Origin of the sequence: Draconibacterium mangrovi (assembly GCF_010586825.1) — a bacterium.
GTDB lineage: Bacteria > Bacteroidota > Bacteroidia > Bacteroidales > Prolixibacteraceae > Draconibacterium > Draconibacterium mangrovi.
The window spans coordinates 1,256,740-1,275,715 of the sequence record NZ_JAAAGB010000001.1 but is presented as its reverse complement, the minus strand read 5'-3'; the positions used below and the strand labels follow the sequence as shown (position 1 = coordinate 1,275,715).

General features: G+C 40.8%; 22 protein-coding genes and 1 tRNA gene. 7 read left to right on the top strand and 16 right to left on the bottom strand.

Features of this window, described 5'->3' with window-relative positions; genetic code table 11:
• Positions 1–190 precede the first annotated feature (190 nt).
• Positions 191–862, bottom strand: a complete 672-nt coding sequence (locus G4420_RS05250) for a 2-C-methyl-D-erythritol 4-phosphate cytidylyltransferase (protein ID WP_163322500.1) — start codon at positions 860–862, stop codon at positions 191–193.
• A 54-nt stretch (positions 863–916) separates the two neighbouring features.
• Between G4420_RS05250 and G4420_RS05245 the strand changes: the two genes are divergently transcribed.
• From G4420_RS05245 to G4420_RS23515, 6 genes are all read left to right on the top strand, one after another.
• Positions 917–1,567: a DUF2461 domain-containing protein gene (locus G4420_RS05245; protein ID WP_163322499.1), complete on the top strand. Its 651-nt coding sequence runs from the start codon at positions 917–919 to the stop codon at positions 1,565–1,567.
• A gap of 250 nt (positions 1,568–1,817) precedes the next feature.
• Entirely contained in the window at positions 1,818–2,498 is a 681-nt protein-coding gene (locus G4420_RS05240; protein ID WP_045025966.1) for a DUF5020 family protein, read from the top strand.
• A 10-nt stretch (positions 2,499–2,508) separates the two neighbouring features.
• A complete protein-coding gene (locus G4420_RS05235; RefSeq protein ID WP_163322498.1) occupies positions 2,509–3,801 on the top strand; it encodes an NCS2 family permease in 1,293 nt (430 codons plus the stop codon).
• Between the two features lie 122 nt (positions 3,802–3,923).
• Positions 3,924–3,998 (top strand) — tRNA-Val (locus G4420_RS05230).
• On the top strand, positions 3,953–4,258 hold the full coding sequence (locus tag G4420_RS23520; RefSeq protein ID WP_394351184.1) for a GIY-YIG nuclease family protein: 306 nt from the start codon (positions 3,953–3,955) through the stop codon (positions 4,256–4,258). The genes G4420_RS05230 and G4420_RS23520 overlap by 46 nt, the downstream gene beginning before the upstream one ends.
• Before the next feature lie 94 nt (positions 4,259–4,352).
• Positions 4,353–4,598 (top strand): GIY-YIG nuclease family protein, encoded by a 246-nt coding sequence (locus G4420_RS23515; protein WP_163322496.1) that lies wholly within the window; start codon positions 4,353–4,355, stop codon positions 4,596–4,598.
• Between the two features lie 125 nt (positions 4,599–4,723).
• Here the strand turns inward: G4420_RS23515 and G4420_RS05215 are convergent, their stop codons facing one another.
• Complete coding sequence (locus G4420_RS05215) at positions 4,724–5,638, bottom strand: nuclear transport factor 2 family protein (protein WP_163322495.1); 915 nt, start codon at positions 5,636–5,638, stop codon at positions 4,724–4,726.
• 370 nt (positions 5,639–6,008) lie between these two features.
• Between G4420_RS05215 and G4420_RS05210 the strand changes: the two genes are divergently transcribed.
• On the top strand, positions 6,009–6,818 hold the full coding sequence (locus G4420_RS05210) for a ThuA domain-containing protein (RefSeq protein WP_204273598.1): 810 nt from the start codon (positions 6,009–6,011) through the stop codon (positions 6,816–6,818).
• A gap of 222 nt (positions 6,819–7,040) precedes the next feature.
• Here G4420_RS05210 and atpG read toward each other — a convergent pair whose 3' ends face one another.
• The 14 genes from atpG to dxs all read right to left on the bottom strand — a co-directional run bounded on the left by atpG (position 7,041) and on the right by dxs (position 18,909).
• Positions 7,041–7,916 carry an ATP synthase F1 subunit gamma gene (gene atpG, locus G4420_RS05205; protein ID WP_163322494.1) on the bottom strand — a complete coding sequence of 292 codons (876 nt, stop codon included), beginning with the start codon at positions 7,914–7,916 and terminating at the stop codon, positions 7,041–7,043.
• Positions 7,917–7,992: 76 nt separating this feature from the next.
• Positions 7,993–9,570 carry a F0F1 ATP synthase subunit alpha gene (gene atpA / locus G4420_RS05200; protein ID WP_163322493.1) on the bottom strand — a complete coding sequence of 526 codons (1,578 nt, stop codon included), beginning with the start codon at positions 9,568–9,570 and terminating at the stop codon, positions 7,993–7,995.
• A gap of 30 nt (positions 9,571–9,600) precedes the next feature.
• Complete coding sequence (gene atpH / locus G4420_RS05195) at positions 9,601–10,146, bottom strand: ATP synthase F1 subunit delta (protein ID WP_163322492.1); 546 nt, start codon at positions 10,144–10,146, stop codon at positions 9,601–9,603.
• Between the two features lie 2 nt (positions 10,147–10,148).
• The gene (locus tag G4420_RS05190) at positions 10,149–10,643 is read right to left on the bottom strand and encodes a F0F1 ATP synthase subunit B (RefSeq protein WP_163322491.1); all 495 of its coding nucleotides are present in this window, start codon (positions 10,641–10,643) and stop codon (positions 10,149–10,151) included.
• A 66-nt stretch (positions 10,644–10,709) separates the two neighbouring features.
• Positions 10,710–10,973, bottom strand: a complete 264-nt coding sequence (atpE, locus tag G4420_RS05185) for an ATP synthase F0 subunit C (RefSeq protein WP_038557555.1) — start codon at positions 10,971–10,973, stop codon at positions 10,710–10,712.
• Between the two features lie 18 nt (positions 10,974–10,991).
• Complete coding sequence (gene atpB, locus G4420_RS05180) at positions 10,992–12,146, bottom strand: F0F1 ATP synthase subunit A (protein ID WP_163322490.1); 1,155 nt, start codon at positions 12,144–12,146, stop codon at positions 10,992–10,994.
• Positions 12,147–12,363: 217 nt separating this feature from the next.
• A complete protein-coding gene (locus tag G4420_RS05175; RefSeq protein WP_163322489.1) occupies positions 12,364–12,744 on the bottom strand; it encodes a hypothetical protein in 381 nt (126 codons plus the stop codon).
• Between the two features lie 3 nt (positions 12,745–12,747).
• The gene (locus G4420_RS05170) at positions 12,748–12,993 is read right to left on the bottom strand and encodes an AtpZ/AtpI family protein (RefSeq protein ID WP_163322488.1); all 246 of its coding nucleotides are present in this window, start codon (positions 12,991–12,993) and stop codon (positions 12,748–12,750) included.
• Positions 12,956–13,378 carry a bactofilin family protein gene (locus tag G4420_RS05165; protein WP_163322487.1) on the bottom strand — a complete coding sequence of 141 codons (423 nt, stop codon included), beginning with the start codon at positions 13,376–13,378 and terminating at the stop codon, positions 12,956–12,958. Before G4420_RS05165 ends, G4420_RS05170 begins: the two co-directional genes overlap by 38 nt.
• 127 nt (positions 13,379–13,505) lie before the next feature.
• Positions 13,506–14,504: a beta-ketoacyl-ACP synthase III gene (locus tag G4420_RS05160; RefSeq protein WP_163322486.1), complete on the bottom strand. Its 999-nt coding sequence runs from the start codon at positions 14,502–14,504 to the stop codon at positions 13,506–13,508.
• A 277-nt stretch (positions 14,505–14,781) separates the two neighbouring features.
• Complete coding sequence (gene rpmF / locus G4420_RS05155) at positions 14,782–14,967, bottom strand: 50S ribosomal protein L32 (RefSeq protein WP_074780135.1); 186 nt, start codon at positions 14,965–14,967, stop codon at positions 14,782–14,784.
• 12 nt (positions 14,968–14,979) lie between these two features.
• A complete protein-coding gene (locus G4420_RS05150) occupies positions 14,980–15,516 on the bottom strand; it encodes a YceD family protein (RefSeq protein ID WP_163322485.1) in 537 nt (178 codons plus the stop codon).
• Positions 15,517–15,689: 173 nt separating this feature from the next.
• Complete coding sequence (locus G4420_RS05145) at positions 15,690–16,871, bottom strand: sensor histidine kinase (RefSeq protein WP_204273597.1); 1,182 nt, start codon at positions 16,869–16,871, stop codon at positions 15,690–15,692.
• A 118-nt stretch (positions 16,872–16,989) separates the two neighbouring features.
• On the bottom strand, positions 16,990–18,909 hold the full coding sequence (gene dxs, locus G4420_RS05140; protein WP_163322484.1) for a 1-deoxy-D-xylulose-5-phosphate synthase: 1,920 nt from the start codon (positions 18,907–18,909) through the stop codon (positions 16,990–16,992).
• Between the last annotated feature and the right edge of the window lie 67 nt (positions 18,910–18,976).

Below are 18,976 nucleotides of genomic sequence, written 5' to 3'. Positions count from 1 at the left end.
GGCAAAAATATGCTTATTTTCTTTGGAAACTTTAGACGTGTAAAAAGTTTTTACACGTCAGTGTGTTTAAACTTCCCAATTCTATAGACTTTTGAATAATAAAATAGTTACACAAAACTATTTCATTTCGAAAAGTTTCCGCGGATTTAATCGGTAAGTGGCGAATATTTACCAATAAACGCCGATTATACTATTGTGGAAAGAGAAAGGTTTTGGCGATGATAAGATCCTGAGGCCAGGTAATTTTTATGTTTTCGCGGTTGCCATTAACAAGATGAATTTTATGTCCGGCGTTTTCTAGAACAGAAGCATCGTCTGTAAAATTTTCGTGCTGAGCCTTTTGGTAGGCTTCCTTTATGGTTTGTACATCAAAAGTTTGTGGTGTTTGTACCAAAAAGTATTTGTTTCGGTCAACCGATTTATTGCCGTGTTCATCCGAATACCGAATCGATTCCGCCGGAGGAACCACCGGTAAGGCGTTGCCCGATTTTTTGGCTTCCAAAAAACAGTGTTCAATGGTTTCCCGGGCAACAAGTGGCCGAACGCCATCGTGGATAAAAACAATGCCGTCGTCATTTATTTGTTCCAATCCGTTTTTTACTGACTGAAAACGATTTTCGCCGCCAAAAGCAAGTTTGTACGATGTTGCGAAAGCATGTTCTTTGCAAAGTTTCTTCCAGTGTTCAAGCTGTGTTTCGGGTAAAACCAGTACAAATTCAATGTCGGGATCAAAACGTAAAAAGGCTTCAAAAGTGTACATCAAAACGGGCTTCCCTTCAATTTCGAGAAACTGTTTCGGAACGGAAGCTCCCATTCGGTTTCCGCTGCCACCCGCAACAATTAAAGCAAACTTTTTTAGCATCAATTCTGTTTTTTGTTTACATTGAAAGCTAAAAATAGTGCAAAATATTCTACTATGGAGAAAGTTCTTGGATTTTTGAAGCAGCTGGAGGAAAACAACAATCGTGAGTGGTTTAACGACAACCGAAAATGGTACGATGAAAGCAAAGAAAAGCTACTTTTTCTTACCGATGTGCTGATTAATGAGATTGGTGAATTCGATCCGGCGGTGCGTGGATTACAACCCAAAGATTGTGTTTTTAGAATCTTCCGTGATGTTCGGTTTTCAAACGATAAACGCCCATACAAAACCAATTTTGGCAGTTTTATATGTAAAGGCGGCCGGAAAAGTATGAATCCGGGTTATTATTTTCATATTGAACCGGGTGCTTGTTTTATTGCCGGAGGAGTATATATGCCACCGGCACCGGTGCTAAAATCGATAAGGAATTATGTGGCTGACCATGCCGAGGAATTTCTGGAAATTACCAATGAACCCGAATTTAAAAAACAGTTTCCGGAAATGTATGACGATAAATTAAAGCTGGCTCCAAAGGGTTTTCCGAAAGATCATGAGCACATTGATTTGCTGAAATATAAATCGTATATCTATTCAAAACCGCTGGAAGATAAGGTAGTTACGAGTGATAGTTACATTAAAGAAGTGGTGCAGCTTTACGAACAGTTGTATCCGGTTAACGTGTTTTTATACGAAGCCCTGGCCTAATAATTATTTTTATTGTTTCTTAATAAAAGTTCGTAGGGTTACTTTTTACGGCTCTAAAGAATATTATAATATAAGACCCTTATTTTTTATCTTCCCGATTTCAATGAAATGCCCCGGTTGTTCTGACCGGGGTTCTTTTATTTATAACCATTCAATACAGAGGTGGTTAGCCGCATTTTTTGTTTTTCAGATTGGAAAGAATAATTACTTTTGCTGCCATTAAATATCAAATTCTTATAATTTAACGACTATGAAAAAAGTACTACTTGCAATGGCTTTTGTTGCATTTATGTTTTCTGTTAATGCCCAAAATGTACAGTTACACTACGATTTCGGCGAAGGCCGCAAAATGTTGACCTCAACAGTAGAAATGTTCCGTCCCGATGCTTACGGTTCGACATTCTTTTTCATCGACATGGATTATGGTGCTGATGGAACAGGAATCGACAATGGTATTTCGTTGGCTTACTGGGAAATTGCACGTGCTTTTAAATGGAACGAAACTCAAAAATTTATGCCACGTGTTGAATACAATGGCGGTACAATGAGTATTGGCGGTGGAGTTTGGATTCCTATTGAAAACTGCTGGTTAGCCGGTGTGGAACGTACCTGGGCTTCAGCTGATTTCTCGAAGATTTTGACCTTGCAGGCTAACTACAAGTACATCAAAGACAAAGAAGATGCAGCTTTTCAGTTAACAGCTGTATGGACAGTACAAATGGCTGAAGGTAAATTCACTTTTACCGGTTTTGCCGATTTCTGGAAAGAAGAAATGTTCTGGGGAACTGACTACCGTTTCTTAACTGAGCCTCAATTGTGGTACAACCCATGTAAAAACTTCTCGTTTGGTACTGAAATAGAACTTAGCAACAACTTCGTTGGTGACGAGTTTGCTGTGAAGCCAACGCTGGCAGTTAAATACACCTTCTAAAACCTGAATTATGATCGATAAATATTTTAATATCAGCGGCCGTGGTTCTTCTTTCAAAAAGGAGATCATTGGTGGGGCAACCACTTTTTTAACTATGGCCTACATCATTTTTGTAAACCCATCGATTTTGGGCGATGCAGGAATGGATAGAAATGCACTGATCACAGTTACGATTGTAGCCTCTCTTATTGGTACGCTTTTGGCCGGTGTTTGGGCTAAAGTACCTTATGCAATGGCCCCCGGAATGGGTTTGAATGCCTTTTTTACTTACACACTTGTTTTAGGAGCCGGTGTTGAGTGGCAAACTGCTCTTGGAGTGGTATTCATTTCAGGTGTAATATTCCTGGCGCTTACGGTTACCGGTATACGAACAAAAATTATTCATACTATTCCGCTTGCACTGCGTTTGGCAACCGGAGCTGGTATTGGATTGTTTATCTCGTTCATCGGTTTTAAAAACATGGGCTTGGTTGTTGCCAATCCTGCTACATTTGTTGGTTTAGGTAAGTTTACTCCAACATTGTTGATCGGTTTGGCCGGTTTACTTATAACTGCCATTCTGGAAGTGAAAAAAGTTCGTGGCGGAATTTTCTACGGAATTATTATCACAACAATTATTGCAATTGTGGCCGGAGAAGTACAGGCACCTGAATCATTTGTTTCTATGCCTCCAACGATGAGTCCACTTTTACTGAAACTGGATATACTTTCGGCTCTGAGCCTTGGATTGATCGGTGCGATTTTCTCGTTTATGTTTGTCGACCTTTTTGATTCGGTAGGAACAATTGTAGCCTGTTCGTACGAAGCGGGTTTTGTTGATAAAGATGGTAAAGTGGAGAATGTTGACCGTATTCTGGAAGCTGACGCGATTGCAACCGTTGCCGGTACGCTGTTAGGAACAAGTACAACAACTACTTACATCGAATCTGCTTCGGGTATTGCGAATGGTGCTAAAACAGGTTTTGCATCAGTTATTACAGCGGCCTTATTCTTTTTGGCGCTGTTCTTTGCTCCGCTAATCGGTATTGTGCCAAGCTACGCAACCGCACCTGCATTGGTAATTGTTGGAGTGTACATGTTCAAGAATATCAAACAAATTGATTTTGCAGATTTCTCAGAAGCTATTCCGGCCTTCCTGACTATTATTTTAATGCCTTTAACTTACAGTATTTCCATCGGTTTATCGTTTGGATTTATCTCGTATGTGGTATTGAAAGCTGTGGCAGGTAAGTACAAAGAGGTTTCGTGGCTGATGTGGGTTATTGCTGTATTGTCAGTAATAAACCTGTGGTTTGGAGTATAAATATCCCATCTAAAAAATAGTTAAAAGGATTGTCGTACGGCAATCCTTTTTTTGTACTTTTATTTTTCATTGAGTCATTAGCTCAGCCGGTTCAGTCCGTCAGCTGACGGATGACAGGGTAGGGGTCGTTAGTTCAGTTGGTTTAGAACGCATGCTTGACAGGCATGAGGTCGGCAGTTCGAATCTGCCACGACCCACAAAATTTCCAAACATGTATTATACTTACGTTTTATATTCTTCGAAGTATCATCAAATATACATTGGGTATTCAGCTGATCCTGAAAAGCGTTTGCTCTCTCATAACGATGAGAGGAATACGGGTTGGACTAAAAGGTATCAACCATGGCAGATTATTCATATAGAAAAATTTGAAACAAAGAGTGAGGCATTAAAGAGAGAGAAACAACTGAAATCATCCAGAGGGCGTGCTTTTATTCGTACACTTCTGCCGAGTTAGCTCAGCTGGTTTAGTCCGTCAGCTGACGGATGACAGGCATGAGGTCGGTCCGTCAGCTGACGGAAATCTGCCACGACCCACAAAATTTCCAAACATGTATTATACTTACGTTTTATATTCTTCGAAGTATCATAAAATATACATTGGTTATTCAAGTGATCCTGAAAAGCGTTTGCTCTCTCATAACGATGAGAGGAATACGGGTTGGACTAAAAGGTATCAACCATGGCAGATTATTCATATAGAAAAATTTGAAACAAAGAGTGAGGCATTAAAGAGAGAGAAACAACTGAAATCATCCAGAGGGCGTGCTTTTATTCGTACACTTCTGCCGAGTTAGCTCAGTTGGTTTAGTCCGTCAGCTGACGGATGACAGGGTAGGGATCACTGGTTCGAATCCAGTATGCCTCACACAAAAAAGGAAGCAATCATACCGATGCTTCCTTTTTCTTCATATATATTGTGTTATTCTGTTATGTGATTTGTGCTAAAATAAGCCATTTCCCGAACTATTTTTCCGTCATCGTTAAATGAATGAGAAAGCATTAAAGGCATCTCCACTTTTTTATCGTTTTCTTCATCGGTATATGAATAATTCCACCACGAATAAACTACATAGCCGTTATTCAGTTCGTAAAAAATACAATCGGGGTAGCCGACCTGCTCAAAGTGAATATCTTTTCTAGTGGCAAAATGGTCGGCTACATCTGCAGCTCTTTCTTCCAGGTTCATAGTTACATCATAACCTCCGGCCAAACTACTGAAAATGGCATCTTCAGTAAAGAATCCTTTTAAACTTTCTACATCTTCTGCGACATAGGTATTCAGCAATTTTCTTACCGTAGCAATGTGGGGATGGTTGATGTACACCTTCCCATTTTCGCGGGTAGTTTGCGCATTCCGTATGTCCTCGAAAACATTATTGTTATAGTATTGAATGAAAGTGGCAATTTTTCCATCATCGTCAAAAGCGTATAAACAGTGCATATGCAGATCCAGGTTTATGCCGGTTTTTTCGTTTGTTCCGGTGAGCAGCAGCCAGTCCTGAACCCACATTTTTCCGTCTTTATATTCTAACGCATCGGGATAGGTGCCGGGCAAGTCTTCAACATTAAAATTCACAAAGTTTTTGGTCCAGTAACTTGAGTTTTTACTAAAGTTTTCAGCCGAGGTTTTCCAGTCATTACCGTTTCGCACAATTACTACTGAGTCGGCAAAAAAGGTTTTCACTTTTTCGGTGTCGCCATTTTTAACAGCATCCCAAAAGCCTCTTGTTTTGTCTATGGTTTCGTGTTCATTAAACACGGTACCATTCTTTTTTTGAGCGATTGAAGTACTTGCAAGGAGGGTTAAGATTAGCAATACAGCAAAATTTTTCATAATGTAATCTTTAGTTAATTGTTTAGAAAAATTCTGGCTACAAATCACTTAACTTAATTGGTATGTATATACAATTTACGCAATACTTCATTAAAATGAAAATAAAAAAATTGTAAAGCGCAGAAATACAGCATGATAGCGTGTTTTGAGGAATGCTTGTCTAATATATGATTGAATTAACGTGTTGATATTGAGTGGTATAAAAGATAAAAGGATCAGGAAATAGTTTAATGAAAACTTACCCATTTTATTTTTAGTTTATGCATTTTATTGTGTTGTGCAGTTGAAAGTGAAATAGGAACAAACTCGTTTTCGATTTTTTGGTAAAACATTTTCTTTTATTTTAGCGAGGTATTAAATCAACTGAACGATGTTAAAGAAGTGTAGAAGAAATTTTATAAAAACCGCCGCTTTGGTGGGAGCAGGGTTACTATTTTTAACTCCCAAAAGTTATGCCTGGGAGAAAATGCAAAATGATAACACATTGAAAGGAAAGAAAGTACTTTATGTTTACGGTGGTTGGAAAGGTCACGAGCCCATAGAGTCGGTTGATGTATTTGTGCCATGGCTGAAAGCTGAAGGTGCAGAGGTTACGGTGTCGGACAACCTGGATAGTTACCTGGATGAAGAATTAATGGGGTCGGTTGATGTGATTATCCAAACCTGGACGATGGGAACCATTACAAACGAGCAGGAAAAAGGCCTTTTAAAAGCCATTAGAAACGGAGCCGGGTTTGCCGGTTGGCATGGCGGTATTGGCGATTCGTTCCGAAATAATACCGAATACCAGTTTATGGTTGGAGGGCAGTGGGTCGCGCATCCTGGTGGAGTAATCGATTATTCGGTGCGAATTACCGATAAGAACGATGCTGTAACAAAAGGGTTAAGTGATTTTCGTATGCATTCAGAACAGTACTACATGCATATCGATCCGAATGTAAAAGTGTTGGCAACAACGGAATTTACCTCTGAACATTCGTCGTGGATTGATGAGTGTGTAATACCGGTGGTATGGAAAAAATACTATAGTAACGGACGTATATTTTACAGTTCGCTGGGGCACGTTATGACTGATTTTGAAGTGCCGGAAGCACTGGAAATTATGAAACGCGGAATCCGTTGGGCTGCAGAAAGTAAATATGCTCCTAAAGAAAAGTGGGTGAGTCCGGTTTATAAATAAAAAAAAAACCGATGACTCGTGTAAATTGCATGCAGGAATGGAAGTTCCTGAGTTCTGATTACCGAATTTATTCTGACCCCCTATAATTGCCCGAAGGGTGATATTTCCTCCCCTTTGGCGAGGTCAGGAGGGGTTATTAAATTGCATCTTTTTGATTTTTTTTTCAAAAAAAAACCGCTCTTTCTTCAAAGAACGGTTTTTCGATATTTTTATAAAAACGAATTATCCGTTTAATGCTTCGGCACCACTTACAATTTCCAGAATTTCTCCCGTAATAGATGCCTGACGTGCTTTGTTGTATTCCAAAGTAAGCGATCCGATAAGATCAGTGGCATTATCAGTTGCCTGATGCATAGCCGTCATTCGGGCACCGTGTTCGGCAGCATTCGAATCAAGTAAAGCTTTGTAAAACTGAATCTTTAACGAACGCGGAATAAGCTCCTGTATTATATGCTCTTTCGATGGTTCGTAAATGAAATCGAAGTTGCCATTATCTTCACCTTCTTCCATTTCAACCGGAAGAAACTGTTCGGCAGCCTGAACCTGAATTGCAGCATTTTTAAACTGGTTGTATACTAGTTCAATACGGTCGTAATGTTTGTCGGCAAACGATTTCATACACTCTTCGGCAACTCTCGAAACGTTTTCAAAAGTAAGCGCGTCGAACAATTCATTTTCGTCGGCTACAACTTTGTACCCACGGTGTTTTAGCTGGCGTGCTCCCTGTTTTCCAATACACATAAAATCGAGGTTGCCCAATTGCAATTGTTTTGCATATTTTGTGTTGGCTACCTCAACCGCCTTCTTGGAGATATTGCTGTTAAAACCTCCGCACAAACCGCGGTTTGATGATACCAGAATCAGAAGCACTTTTTTAGGCTCGCGTGATTGTGTGTAAACCGAATCTTCAACGTTTTCGAGGCTGGCACTCAACGAAGTAAGAATTTCGTGCAGTTTTTCTGCATACGGTCTGATCTGAAGAATGGCATCCTGTGCTTTCTTTAACTTGGCAGCCGAAACCATTTTCATGGCACTGGTTACCTGTCGGGTGGTTTTTACCGATGCTATTCGGGTGCGTATTTCTTTTAATCCAGCCATTTTTTAGTGAATGTGTTATTGAGTAATTTAGTAAATGAGGAATCCTCAATCACTCAGTTACTCATTCGCTCAATTACTATTTATATTTCTCTGCCGTTTCAGCAGCTACTTTTCTAATTGTCTCCTCAATTTCGGGTGTCAGTTTACCGGCTTTTAATTCATCAAGAACCGGGCGGTGCGACATTTCCATTGTTTCCAGGAAGTCGGCTTCAAACTCTTTCACCTTATCGATTGGTACACTACGAAGCAACTCGTTGGTTCCACAATAAATAATAGCTGCCTGGTGCTCAACTTTTACAGGAGAATATTGTCCCTGTTTCAGGATTTCCACGTTTTTACGTCCCTTATCAAGTACACGCATCGTAGCGGCATCAAGGTCGGAACCGAATTTAGAAAACGCCTCCAGTTCGCGGAACTGTGCCTGGTCGAGTTTTAATGTACCCGAGATCTTTTTCATCGATTTGATCTGTGCACTACCACCAACACGCGATACCGAAATACCCACGTTAATCGCCGGACGAATACCTGAGTTAAACAGGTTCGACTCGAGGAAGATCTGTCCGTCGGTAATTGAAATTACGTTGGTTGGGATATAGGCAGAAACGTCGCCGGCCTGTGTTTCAATAATAGGAAGCGCGGTTAATGAACCACCACCTTTTACTTTATCTTTCAAACATTCCGGTAAGTCGTTCATGTTTTTTGCAATCTCATCCGATTCGATGATTTTTGCAGCACGTTCCAACAGGCGCGAGTGCAAATAGAAAACATCACCCGGATAAGCTTCACGGCCCGGTGGACGACGAAGCAACAGCGACACCTCACGATACGAAACAGCTTGTTTCGAAAGATCATCGTAAATAATTAACGCATGACGACCGGTATCGCGGAAATATTCGCCGATAGCAGCACCTGCATACGGAGCATAAAACTGCAATGCTGCCGGATCTGATGCAGTCGCCATAACAATTATCGAGTAGGCCATTGCACCTGCTTTTTCAAGCGTTGCTGCAATGTTTGCAACGGTAGATCCTTTCTGACCTACTGCCACATAAATACAGTATACCGGATTTCCCTGTTCGTAAAATTCGCGTTGGTTAATAATGGTATCGATGGCTACTGCTGTTTTTCCTGTCTGACGGTCGCCAATAATCAACTCACGCTGACCACGGCCGATCGGAATCATCGCATCAACCGCTTTTAATCCTGTTTGCAAAGGTTCTTTTACCGGCTGACGGAAAATTACACCCGGCGCTTTCCTTTCCAAAGGCATTTCGAAAAGTTCGCCGCTTATTGCACCTTTTCCGTCAATGGCTTCACCAATGGTATTTACCACACGGCCAAGCAAGCCTTCGCCAACATTAATCGAAGCAATTCGACGTGTACGTTTTACGGTATCGCCTTCTTTAATTTGTTCTGTAGGACCTAAAAGTACAGCACCAACATTGTCTTCTTCAAGGTTCAATACAATGCCTTTCATTCCGTTTTCGAATTCAATCATCTCATTCGATTCCACGTTCGAAAGTCCATAAATACGTGCAATGCCGTCGCCGACTTGCAGAACGGTACCAACTTCTTCCAGTTCGGCTACCGATTTAAATCCTTCGAGTTGTTGCTTTAGAATTTCAGATACTTCAGCAGGTTTTATATTAGCCATCTTTTATTATTTTTTGCTTGTCGCTATCGTTTATAATTCGGTTTCTAACAAGGTTTGTTTAACCTTGCGTAATTGGGTTGCCACGCTGGCATCATACTGTTTATCATCCATTCGCAATACCAAACCCCCCAGAATTTCGGGATTTACCTGAGCCGATAACTCAATAGTAGCATTTAGTTCTTTTCCCAACAGTTCTTCCACCTTTTTAAGTGTTGAAGCATTAACTTCAGAAGCTGTTGTAAGAACTGCCGATTTAATATTGAGGTCTTTACGTGTTAAGTCCAGAAAATTGCGGCAGATACCCGGAATGTATACTTCGCGTTTGTTTTGAACGATCAGCAATAAAAAGTTAAGACTGATCTCTTCAATTTTGCCTTCGAAAATACTTTTTAACAAGGCTGCCTTTTTTGATGATTTTACGATAGGGCTTTCCAGTAAAAGAATAAAATCTTCCGATGATTTGCAGACATCCATTACCAACTGGATATCGGCTTTTAGCTTATCGAGCAGTTTTTTCTCTTTGGCTGTTGAAAAGAAAGCTTTGGCGTATCGTACAGTTATTGCGCTCTGGTCCATACTTAATTCAGCTTGATGTCGTCGATTAATCCGTCAACCATTTTTTCCTGTTCGCCCTTGTTGCTTAATTCTTTACGAATCACTTTTTCAGCAATACTTACCGAAAGTTCGGCCACTTGCTTTTTAATTTCGCTAATGGCAGCTGTTTTTTCCGCTTCGATTTGCTGACGTGCCTGGGCAATGGTTTTTTGCGCTTCTTCAACTGCTTTATCCTTGGCTTCGGCAACAATTTTATCTTTTAACTCTTTGGCCTCTTTCAGAATCGCTTCTCTTTCGCGGCGTGCTTCAGCAATAACTTTTTCATTATCGGCTTTTAGCCCGGCTACTTCTTTCTTGGCCTCTTCGGCCGAGTTTAAAGCGGTTGCAATAGAATCTTCGCGCTCTTTTAAAGCGGTAAGAATTGGTTTCCATGCAAACTTCTTCAACACAAAAAGTACGACTCCAAAAATGATGAGCATCCAAAAAATGGTGCCCGGATTCGGCATTACTAATCCCATGATTTAAAATTTTAAAGTGGCAACGGCATCCCGGGCAATCCCCGGGATGGCTGCCAAAGTTTTTTGCTATACAAAAACGATTAGGATACAAACAATAACTGCGAAGAATGCCACACCTTCGATAAGTGCTGCAGACACAATCATGTTCGATCTGATGTCGCCGCTTGCCTCTGGTTGACGGGCAATAGCTTCCATGGCACTGGCACCGATTTTACCGATTCCCATACCAGCTCCAATTGCTGCTAAACCTGCACCAATTGCTGCTCCCATTTTACCAACCGACGCACCGGCGGCCGCTTGTAGCAATACTGTTAAAATAGCTGATAACATAGCTTTTAATTTTAAATATTAATGATGTTCTGAGGTCGCCATTCCGAAATAGAGTGCCGACAACAGAGTAAAAACATACGCTTGAATAAATGATACCAAAACATCGAGCAGCAAAATGAACACCGAGAACAGGATGGATATCGGACTTGCGCCTAATCCAACTGCCGGGCCAAACAGGCTGCCGAAGACAAAAATAAGGCTCACAAACACCATTACAATAAGGTGACCCGCCATCATGTTGGCAAAGAGTCGGACCATCAGAACAAATGGTTTTGTAATTACACCCGAAAGTTCAACGATAGGCATTAAGGGAATCGGGAATTTTAACCACCACGGAACATCCGGGTTATAAATTTCTTTCCAGTAATGTTTGTTACCGTTAATTGTTGTTACTGCAAAAGTGAATAAGGCCAGTACCATGGTAACCCCAATATTTCCTGTAACGTTGGCTCCAAATGGCGGAATTGGTATCAATCCCATGAAGTTGTTGATCAGGATAAAAAAGAAAAGGGTTAATAGAAATGGCATGAACTTTTCGTATTTGTGTTCGCCAATGGCAGGTTTTGCCACTTCGTCGCGAATAAAAAAGATAATCGGTTCCAAGGCATTTTGCACGCCTGTTGGCGCTTTTCCTTTGTTCTTTTTAGCCAAATTTGCTGTTGCAAAAACCAGCCACAATAAAATAACAACCGATGCCAAAATACCGGCAATTGTTTTTGTTATTGAAATATCGATGGGTGTTCCAATTTCGTGTCCTGCGGCATCCATCTCAACTACTTTGCCTTTAAATTCCTCGCTTTCCGCAATGCGGAAACCTTTGTAAGCACTGTGTCCGTGATGAAATTTCGACGACATAAAAACATGAAATGCTTGTCCGTCGTGTAATTCCGGTTGTTTGCTGTAAACAATTATCGGAAGCGGAATACTAATGTGTTTATCGCCAAACGATGTAATGTGCCAGTCGTATGAATCGGAAACGTGGTCGATCACAAATTCTCCGGCGTTAAATCCTTCTTCAGCGTGTGCATCTGAAGCATGTGCTTCGATTTCTTCTGAATGACTTTCTGTTGCGAGTATCTTTTCTTCCTCGTGCCCGTGTTGAGCCTGAAGCTGGCCATAACTTAATAACGAAAAGGCAAAGAATATAAAGACGGCTTTAGTAAGCTTAAGCATGGTTAATTCAGTTTTTCTTTGTTTTAACTTGTCTGTAAACATTATAAACAAACACTTCTCGATAAGAATTTTGTCAGGTTGTTAAAACGAAAATTCTGTTCTAAGGTTCACAAATTTATAAGATTTTTTGGTCCGTGAATGGAAATTGACATTTTTCATTTGATAATTAACAATGTTTAAAAACCTGTTTTTAGGAGAAGGGGGAAGAAGTGAAGGTTTATTTTTTAGCTGTCGATTTTGTAATTCTGGTAATCTCCGTAACTTCAAAAAAGGTGAAAATCAGGTATAACAACATTAAACAGATAACGAACGGGATGGCATTTTCGTTATCGATAGCAATGTAAACAACGGCTACCACCGAGTACAAAACAAGTTTAAAAAAGGTGATGAGCATATTGCTGCGTGTAAATTTCCCGATATCTTTTTTGGCCATTTTAAGCTGGTAAGCATAAATGCCCATTGTAGCCAAATAAAAGAAAAGCAACAAAAAGGGAAGTACCGGCAGGTAGTATTCGGGGAACGCCAGTGAAAATACCAACCAGCCAATTACGGCAATGGCTATAGTTATCGTGGTAAGTTTTACAATGAAAGCTTTCATTTACTATTTCGTTTTTTTCGATTTGTTATCCGGTTTCAGCAGGCTTTTTATACCATAAATAATGGATACAATTACACCCAATATAACCAGCGCAAGGGTAAAACCTTTAAACTCGTTATTCATCCATTGGTCGATTTTGTAGCCCAGAAGAGTAAATCCTCCGATAATGGCCATCATCTCGAAACCGAGGCTCGAGTATCGAATAAACGAATTAGTTTTTTTGGTTGTATAAGGTTTTTTCTTTTGCATCTTCTTTTGCAGGAGCACTTACTGCACTGGCTCCTCCCATCGCGCATGTGCCGGTAAAAGTTGCACCGGGTTCAACGGCCAGTTTCCCGGCAATAATATCACCTTCAATTTTTGCCGAGGCTTTCATATTCAAAAGCTCATCAACGGTAACTTTGCCTTTAATAAAACCGGCGATCTCAACGTTATTGCATTTTACCGTGCCCTCGATATTGCCTTTTGGACCAATAACAACTCTGCCTTTTGCTTCCAGGTTACCAACCAGTTGCCCATCAATGCGAATGTCGCTACTTGCCAAAATGTCGCCTTTAATGAGTGTTCCTTCACCTAGAATGTTAATCGCTTGATCGGGGGTTTCGCCAAACGTTCTTGTGTTTTGTTTTGCCATGGTTTATTACTTCTTAACTGTCCTTAATAATTGGGTGCCTGAATATACAACAAAATGAATCTTCAGCAAAAAAATGATTTAGAATCACAAAAACAGAACGGCAAAATTTTACTTCTATTGTACGCTCTTATTTCGGATCGTAAGCCCATTTTAAATAAGTGCTTCCCCAGGTAAATCCGGCACCAAAAGCAGCGAGAATAATGTTGTCGCCTTTTTTCAGTTGCTTTTCGTAATCCCACAAACAAAGCGGAATGGTAGCTGCTGTTGTATTCCCGTATTTACGTATATTGATCATTACCTGCTTTTTGCTTATTCCCATTCGGCGGGCAGTAGCTTCGATAATACGCATGTTGGCCTGGTGCGGAACAAGCCACGCAACATCTTCGGAACTGATGTTGTGTTTTTCCATAATTTCAACTGCCACGTCGGCCATACTCGATACGGCAGCTTTAAAAACAGCTTGTCCTTCCTGGTATAAATAGTGTTCTTTGTTTTTTACGGTTTCCTCCGAGGCCGGTTTTAACGATCCGCCGGCTTTAATGTGCAGGTGGTGGCGTCCCAAACCATCAACGCGGTTAATGTAGTCGATAACACCAACATCTTCGGTACTTGGTTCAACCAATACGGCAGCTGCACCATCGCCAAAAAGCGGGCAGGTAGTGCGATCCTCGTAATTAATAATTGACGACATTTTTTCGGCAGCAACTATTACTACTTTTTTATAGCGGCCCGATTCGATAAATTGTGTTGCAGTTGACAGAGAAAAAATAAATCCTGAGCATGCTGCATTTAAATCGAAACTCCAGGCGTTGTGAATATTTGTTTTGTGAGCAATAATATTGGCTGTTGCCGGAAGATTCATGTCGGGTGTAATTGTTGCACAAATCAACATATCAACTTCTTCGGGCGATGTGCCGGTTTTTTCCAGCAAATTCTCCACTGCCTTTGCTCCCATGTCACTGGTTGCTTTTCCTTCTTCCTTTAAAATCCTTCGCTCTTTGATCCCGATTCGTTGCATGATCCACTCGTCTGTAGTGTCAACCATCTTGCTGATTTCCTCGTTTGTTAACCGGTATTCCGGAAGATAGGCTCCAACTCCTGTAATTGCTGCCCTGATGTTAGCCATTGTTCAAATACTAATTTTTGTTTACTGAAAATAAAAGTTCTGGTCTTTTTTTACCGGGGTTAAATGTAGAGTGATTTACAGGAGACAGCAAAGAAATGCCAACAGATATGGTGTGGGAAGGTGAAAAAATGTTCTTTATGGCAGAACAATTTATAACATCGTTCGAAAAATCAGAAAATATGAAATGCGAGTGGGTGTTCACAAAAAATCCATCTTCGGAACTTGCCAAAGATGGATTTTTGTTAGTTAAATCCGGAGACTCCGGATGCTTATTTAACTATAATGCAATTTCTTTTTCAATTACTTGTTTTCCTCTGTAGTAACCACATTCAGGACATACTGTGTGGTATTTTACAGTTGTTCCACAGTTTGAGCAAGTCGCCAGAGTAGGGGCAACTGCTTTGTAATGGGTACGTCTTTTATCCCTTCTAGCTTTCGATGTTTTATGCTTTGGATGTGCCATTGTTATGTATTTTTAATTATTATTTTTTAAATTTTTTAATGCAGCCCAGCGCGGATCAATTTCTTCTTCTTCATCGTCGTCCGCTTCGAACTGTGTAATATTGTTTAATCTGTCAATCATTTCCTGGTTACAGCTGTTTTCTCCGCCTTCATCCGGATGAACATGCCGCAACGGAATACTCAGTGTAACGTATTCGTATATAATTTGAGCCAGGCTGATGGCGTGTTCTTCGGGTAAAACCCAAATAACATTGTCGCCTTCTTCAAACTCATCTTCTTCTCCAAATTTTACAAATAATTCGGTTTCTAAAGACACGTCCTGCTGGTAGCTGTCGAGACAGCGGTCGCATACAAGCTCTAACCATCCTTCGAGTGCAAAGCTTAATCTCAGAAATGCACTTCGTTTTTCAAGTTTAACTTTTACGCTAACTTCCCCGTTGTCAACCAGACTCTCCTCAAAATGCTCAAAGAACTTGTCGTTTACCTCAAATTGGTAATCGTGCAGGCCTTCTTTAAGACCTTTAAACTCAATATTATATTTGCTTTTCAAGCTCACGATTCCAAAAAAGTGGATGCAAAAGTATAAATTTTTTATTAACAGTTAAAGAAATCGTTGAATTATTTCAAAAATCTTTCCAAATCAAATTAGTTAAACCTGAGCCATTTGCATGAGTGCTAAGTTCGGTGATCAAACACTGTGGGGATGCTCATTTTGATTTTGCTTTATTTGTACAGAATAATTCCAAAAGTTGTTCCTTTTCCCATTTCCGACGATTTGATGAAAATTTTGCCGCTGTGGTATATTTCAATAATGCGTTTGGCCAACGATAGGCCTAATCCCCATCCACGTTTTTTGGTTGAGAACCCGGGATGGAAAATTGATTTCTGATGATTTTTAGAAATACCGCAACCAGTGTCGGTAAGGTCAATATTTACCTGCTTTTCTTTTTCTTTTACCTGAATTGTGATGGTACCGTGATTGCTCATTGCATCGATGGCATTTTTGCATAAATTTTCAATAACCCACGAGAACAGAGCTGCATTTAGCGGTGTTTCAATGTAGGCGTTGGTGTCGTAATTCAATTCGAATTTTACCTTATCCGACGAACGTCGTTTCAGGTATGAAACCGTCGAATTTAGTACTTCGATGAGGTTAACGCGCAGCAATTCCGGTTTTGATCCGATCTTGGAAAAACGTTCGGTAATGCGTTCCAGTCGCGAAGTATCCTGCTCCAGTTCTTTAATCAGATTTGGATCAACATCTTTCAATTTTAGCAGTTCAATCCATGCCATTAGCGACGAAATAGGAGTGCCCAGTTGGTGCGCTGTTTCTTTCGACATGCCCACCCATACCTGGTTTTGTTCGGCACGGTTGGTAGCCACAAATGCAAAATAGGCAACCAGAATAAATATCATTATTACCGCGAGCTGTATAACCGGATACAACTGTAGATTTCGCAGAATTGTTGATTCGCGGTAGTACAACATCAGTTTATAGTCGTCGCCTAGATCGATTGGGATTGGTGCCGCATAATCCTGCATTTTTTTTAGTTCGCGTTGCAGTACTTCTTCTTTTCGGTCTATGCGGTAGGCAATATTTCGGTCGGTATTAAAAGTTCCGTCAGGGTTTAATATCAGGATGGGAATAGTTGTGTTTTTCTCGCTAACCATACCCAAAAACTGAAGATAGCGTGTCTGAAGCTGAGCCATTTCAGGAGTGGTGATTTCGATGGTAGCATTATTGATTCCCTTTATCGCATCGGCCCAGATTTCAACCTTGTTACGTTCTTCATTGGCCATTTTTTTGGTTAGCCAGTTGGTGTACAGCATTGATGCTACTCCGATAAGAACAGCAAAGATGAGCAGTAAAATTTTCCCCCGTCGTCGTTTAAGATAAATGTCCAATGCAAATGGTTTTTAAGTACATTCTTCAGAACGACTTAAAGATAAAAATATTATACCGATAAGTGGAATGGCAGAATAAGAGAATAGTTGAATATTGGAATGAGCGAGTGTTGTTACGTTATATAGTTTTTGTTTTGCCAACTAATTCCCTTACGGTTTTAACAATACCTTGTGTATCGATGCCACATTCGTGGTAGAGTTCCTCGGGTGTTCCATGTTCGATAAACTTATCCGGAATTCCGAGTATCTTAATTTTGTTGGTGAAGCCGTTTTCGGCCATAAATTCGAGAATTGCACTACCAAAGCCACCTTGAATACTGCCGTCTTCGATGGTTACAACCTGATCGAAATTCTGCATGATTTCGGTAAGCATTTCAGTGTCGAGTGGTTTTACAAAACGCATATCGTAGTGTGCTACTGAAATATCGCTGTTGGCCAGGATTTTTACTGCACGTTGAGCAAAAATTCCGGACTTTCCAATCGACAACACGGCAATGTCGCTACCATCGTTTAACTTTCGGCCTTTCCCAATTTCAATTTTTTCAAATTCCTTTTGCCAGTCGGCAATTATACCGCAACCACGTGGGTAACGTATTGAAAATGGCTGGTTAATCTCTTCCAACTGCGCAGTGTACATCAGGTTGCGCAGTTCTATTTCGTCCATTGGTGCCGATACAATCATATTCGGGACCGAACGCATATAGGCAATATCAAAAACACCATGATGGGTAGGTCCGTCTTCTCCTACCAGTCCGCCACGGTCGAGACAGAAAATTACGGGTAATTTCTGGATGGCCACATCGTGTATCACCTGGTCGTAGGCACGCTGCATAAATGTAGAGTAGATATTGCAAAACGGAACCATGCCTTGAGCGGCAAGTCCGGCCGAAAAAGTTACGGCGTGTTGTTCGGCAATTCCCACATCAAATGCACGATCCGGCATTTGTTCTATCATTTTATTCATAGAGCAACCAGTGGGCATGGCAGGTGTTATTCCCACAATTTTATCGTTTTTCTCGGCCAGTTCAACCAAAGTATCTCCAAATACATTTTGGAATTTTGGTGCTTGGTCAACATTACAATCGCACTTGTAAATTTCGCCGGTTTCCTTATCGAAAATACCCGGCGCGTGCCATTTGGTTTGATGAATCTCAGCTTGTTTAAAACCTTTACCTTTTTGGGTGATTACATGCAAGAGTTTTGGTCCCGGAATTTCTTTCAGGTCGTTCAGTGCGTTGGTTAAATACCGCACATCGTGTCCGTCAATCGGGCCAAAATACCTGAAGTTGAATGCTTCGAAAAGATTGTTCTCTTTCAGGATCATGTTTTTCAGGGCATGCTGGTTTTTCTGGATAAACCGACGTGCTTTCTTTCCAAAACCATCGAGTTTTCCGAGACCTTCCCAAACATCGTGTTTCATCCGGTTGTAGGTGTCGGACTTTGAAATGTTAAGCAGGTATTTATTCAGTCCACCAACACTTGGGTCGATGGCCATATTGTTGTCGTTCAGAATAACCAGGATATCGGCATTTTCGCCACCTGCGTTGTTCAGCGCTTCAAAAGCCATTCCGCCGGTCATGGCACCATCGCCAATAACAGCAACTACTTTGCGCTCTTTTTCACCTTTAATTCTTGAGGCAATGGCCATTCCCAGCGCGGCAGAGATTGAAGTTGACGAATGTCCAACGCCAAAAGCATCGTATTCGCTTTCGCTACGTTTTGGGAATCCGCTAAGTCCTTTGTATTTCCGGTTGGTATCGAATTGATTTCTTCGGCCGGTAAGTATTTTGTGCCCGTAAGCCTGATGACCAACATCCCACACCAATTGATCGTAAGGCGTATTGTATACATAATGCAGAGCAACAGTGAGTTCTACTACGCCCAGGCTGGCTCCGAAGTGCCCCGGATTGGTTGAAACTACATCGATAATATAATCGCGCAACTCCTGACAAACGTCTTCGAGTTGGTCAACCGGTATATTTTTTAGATCGTCGGGATTGTTTATTGATTCAAGCAGCTTCCCCTTCGCGTCTTCCATTTTTCCAAAAATTACTGAAACAATAACAACTGTTCTGCTACAGTTTGTTCACTGCAAAAGAAATAAA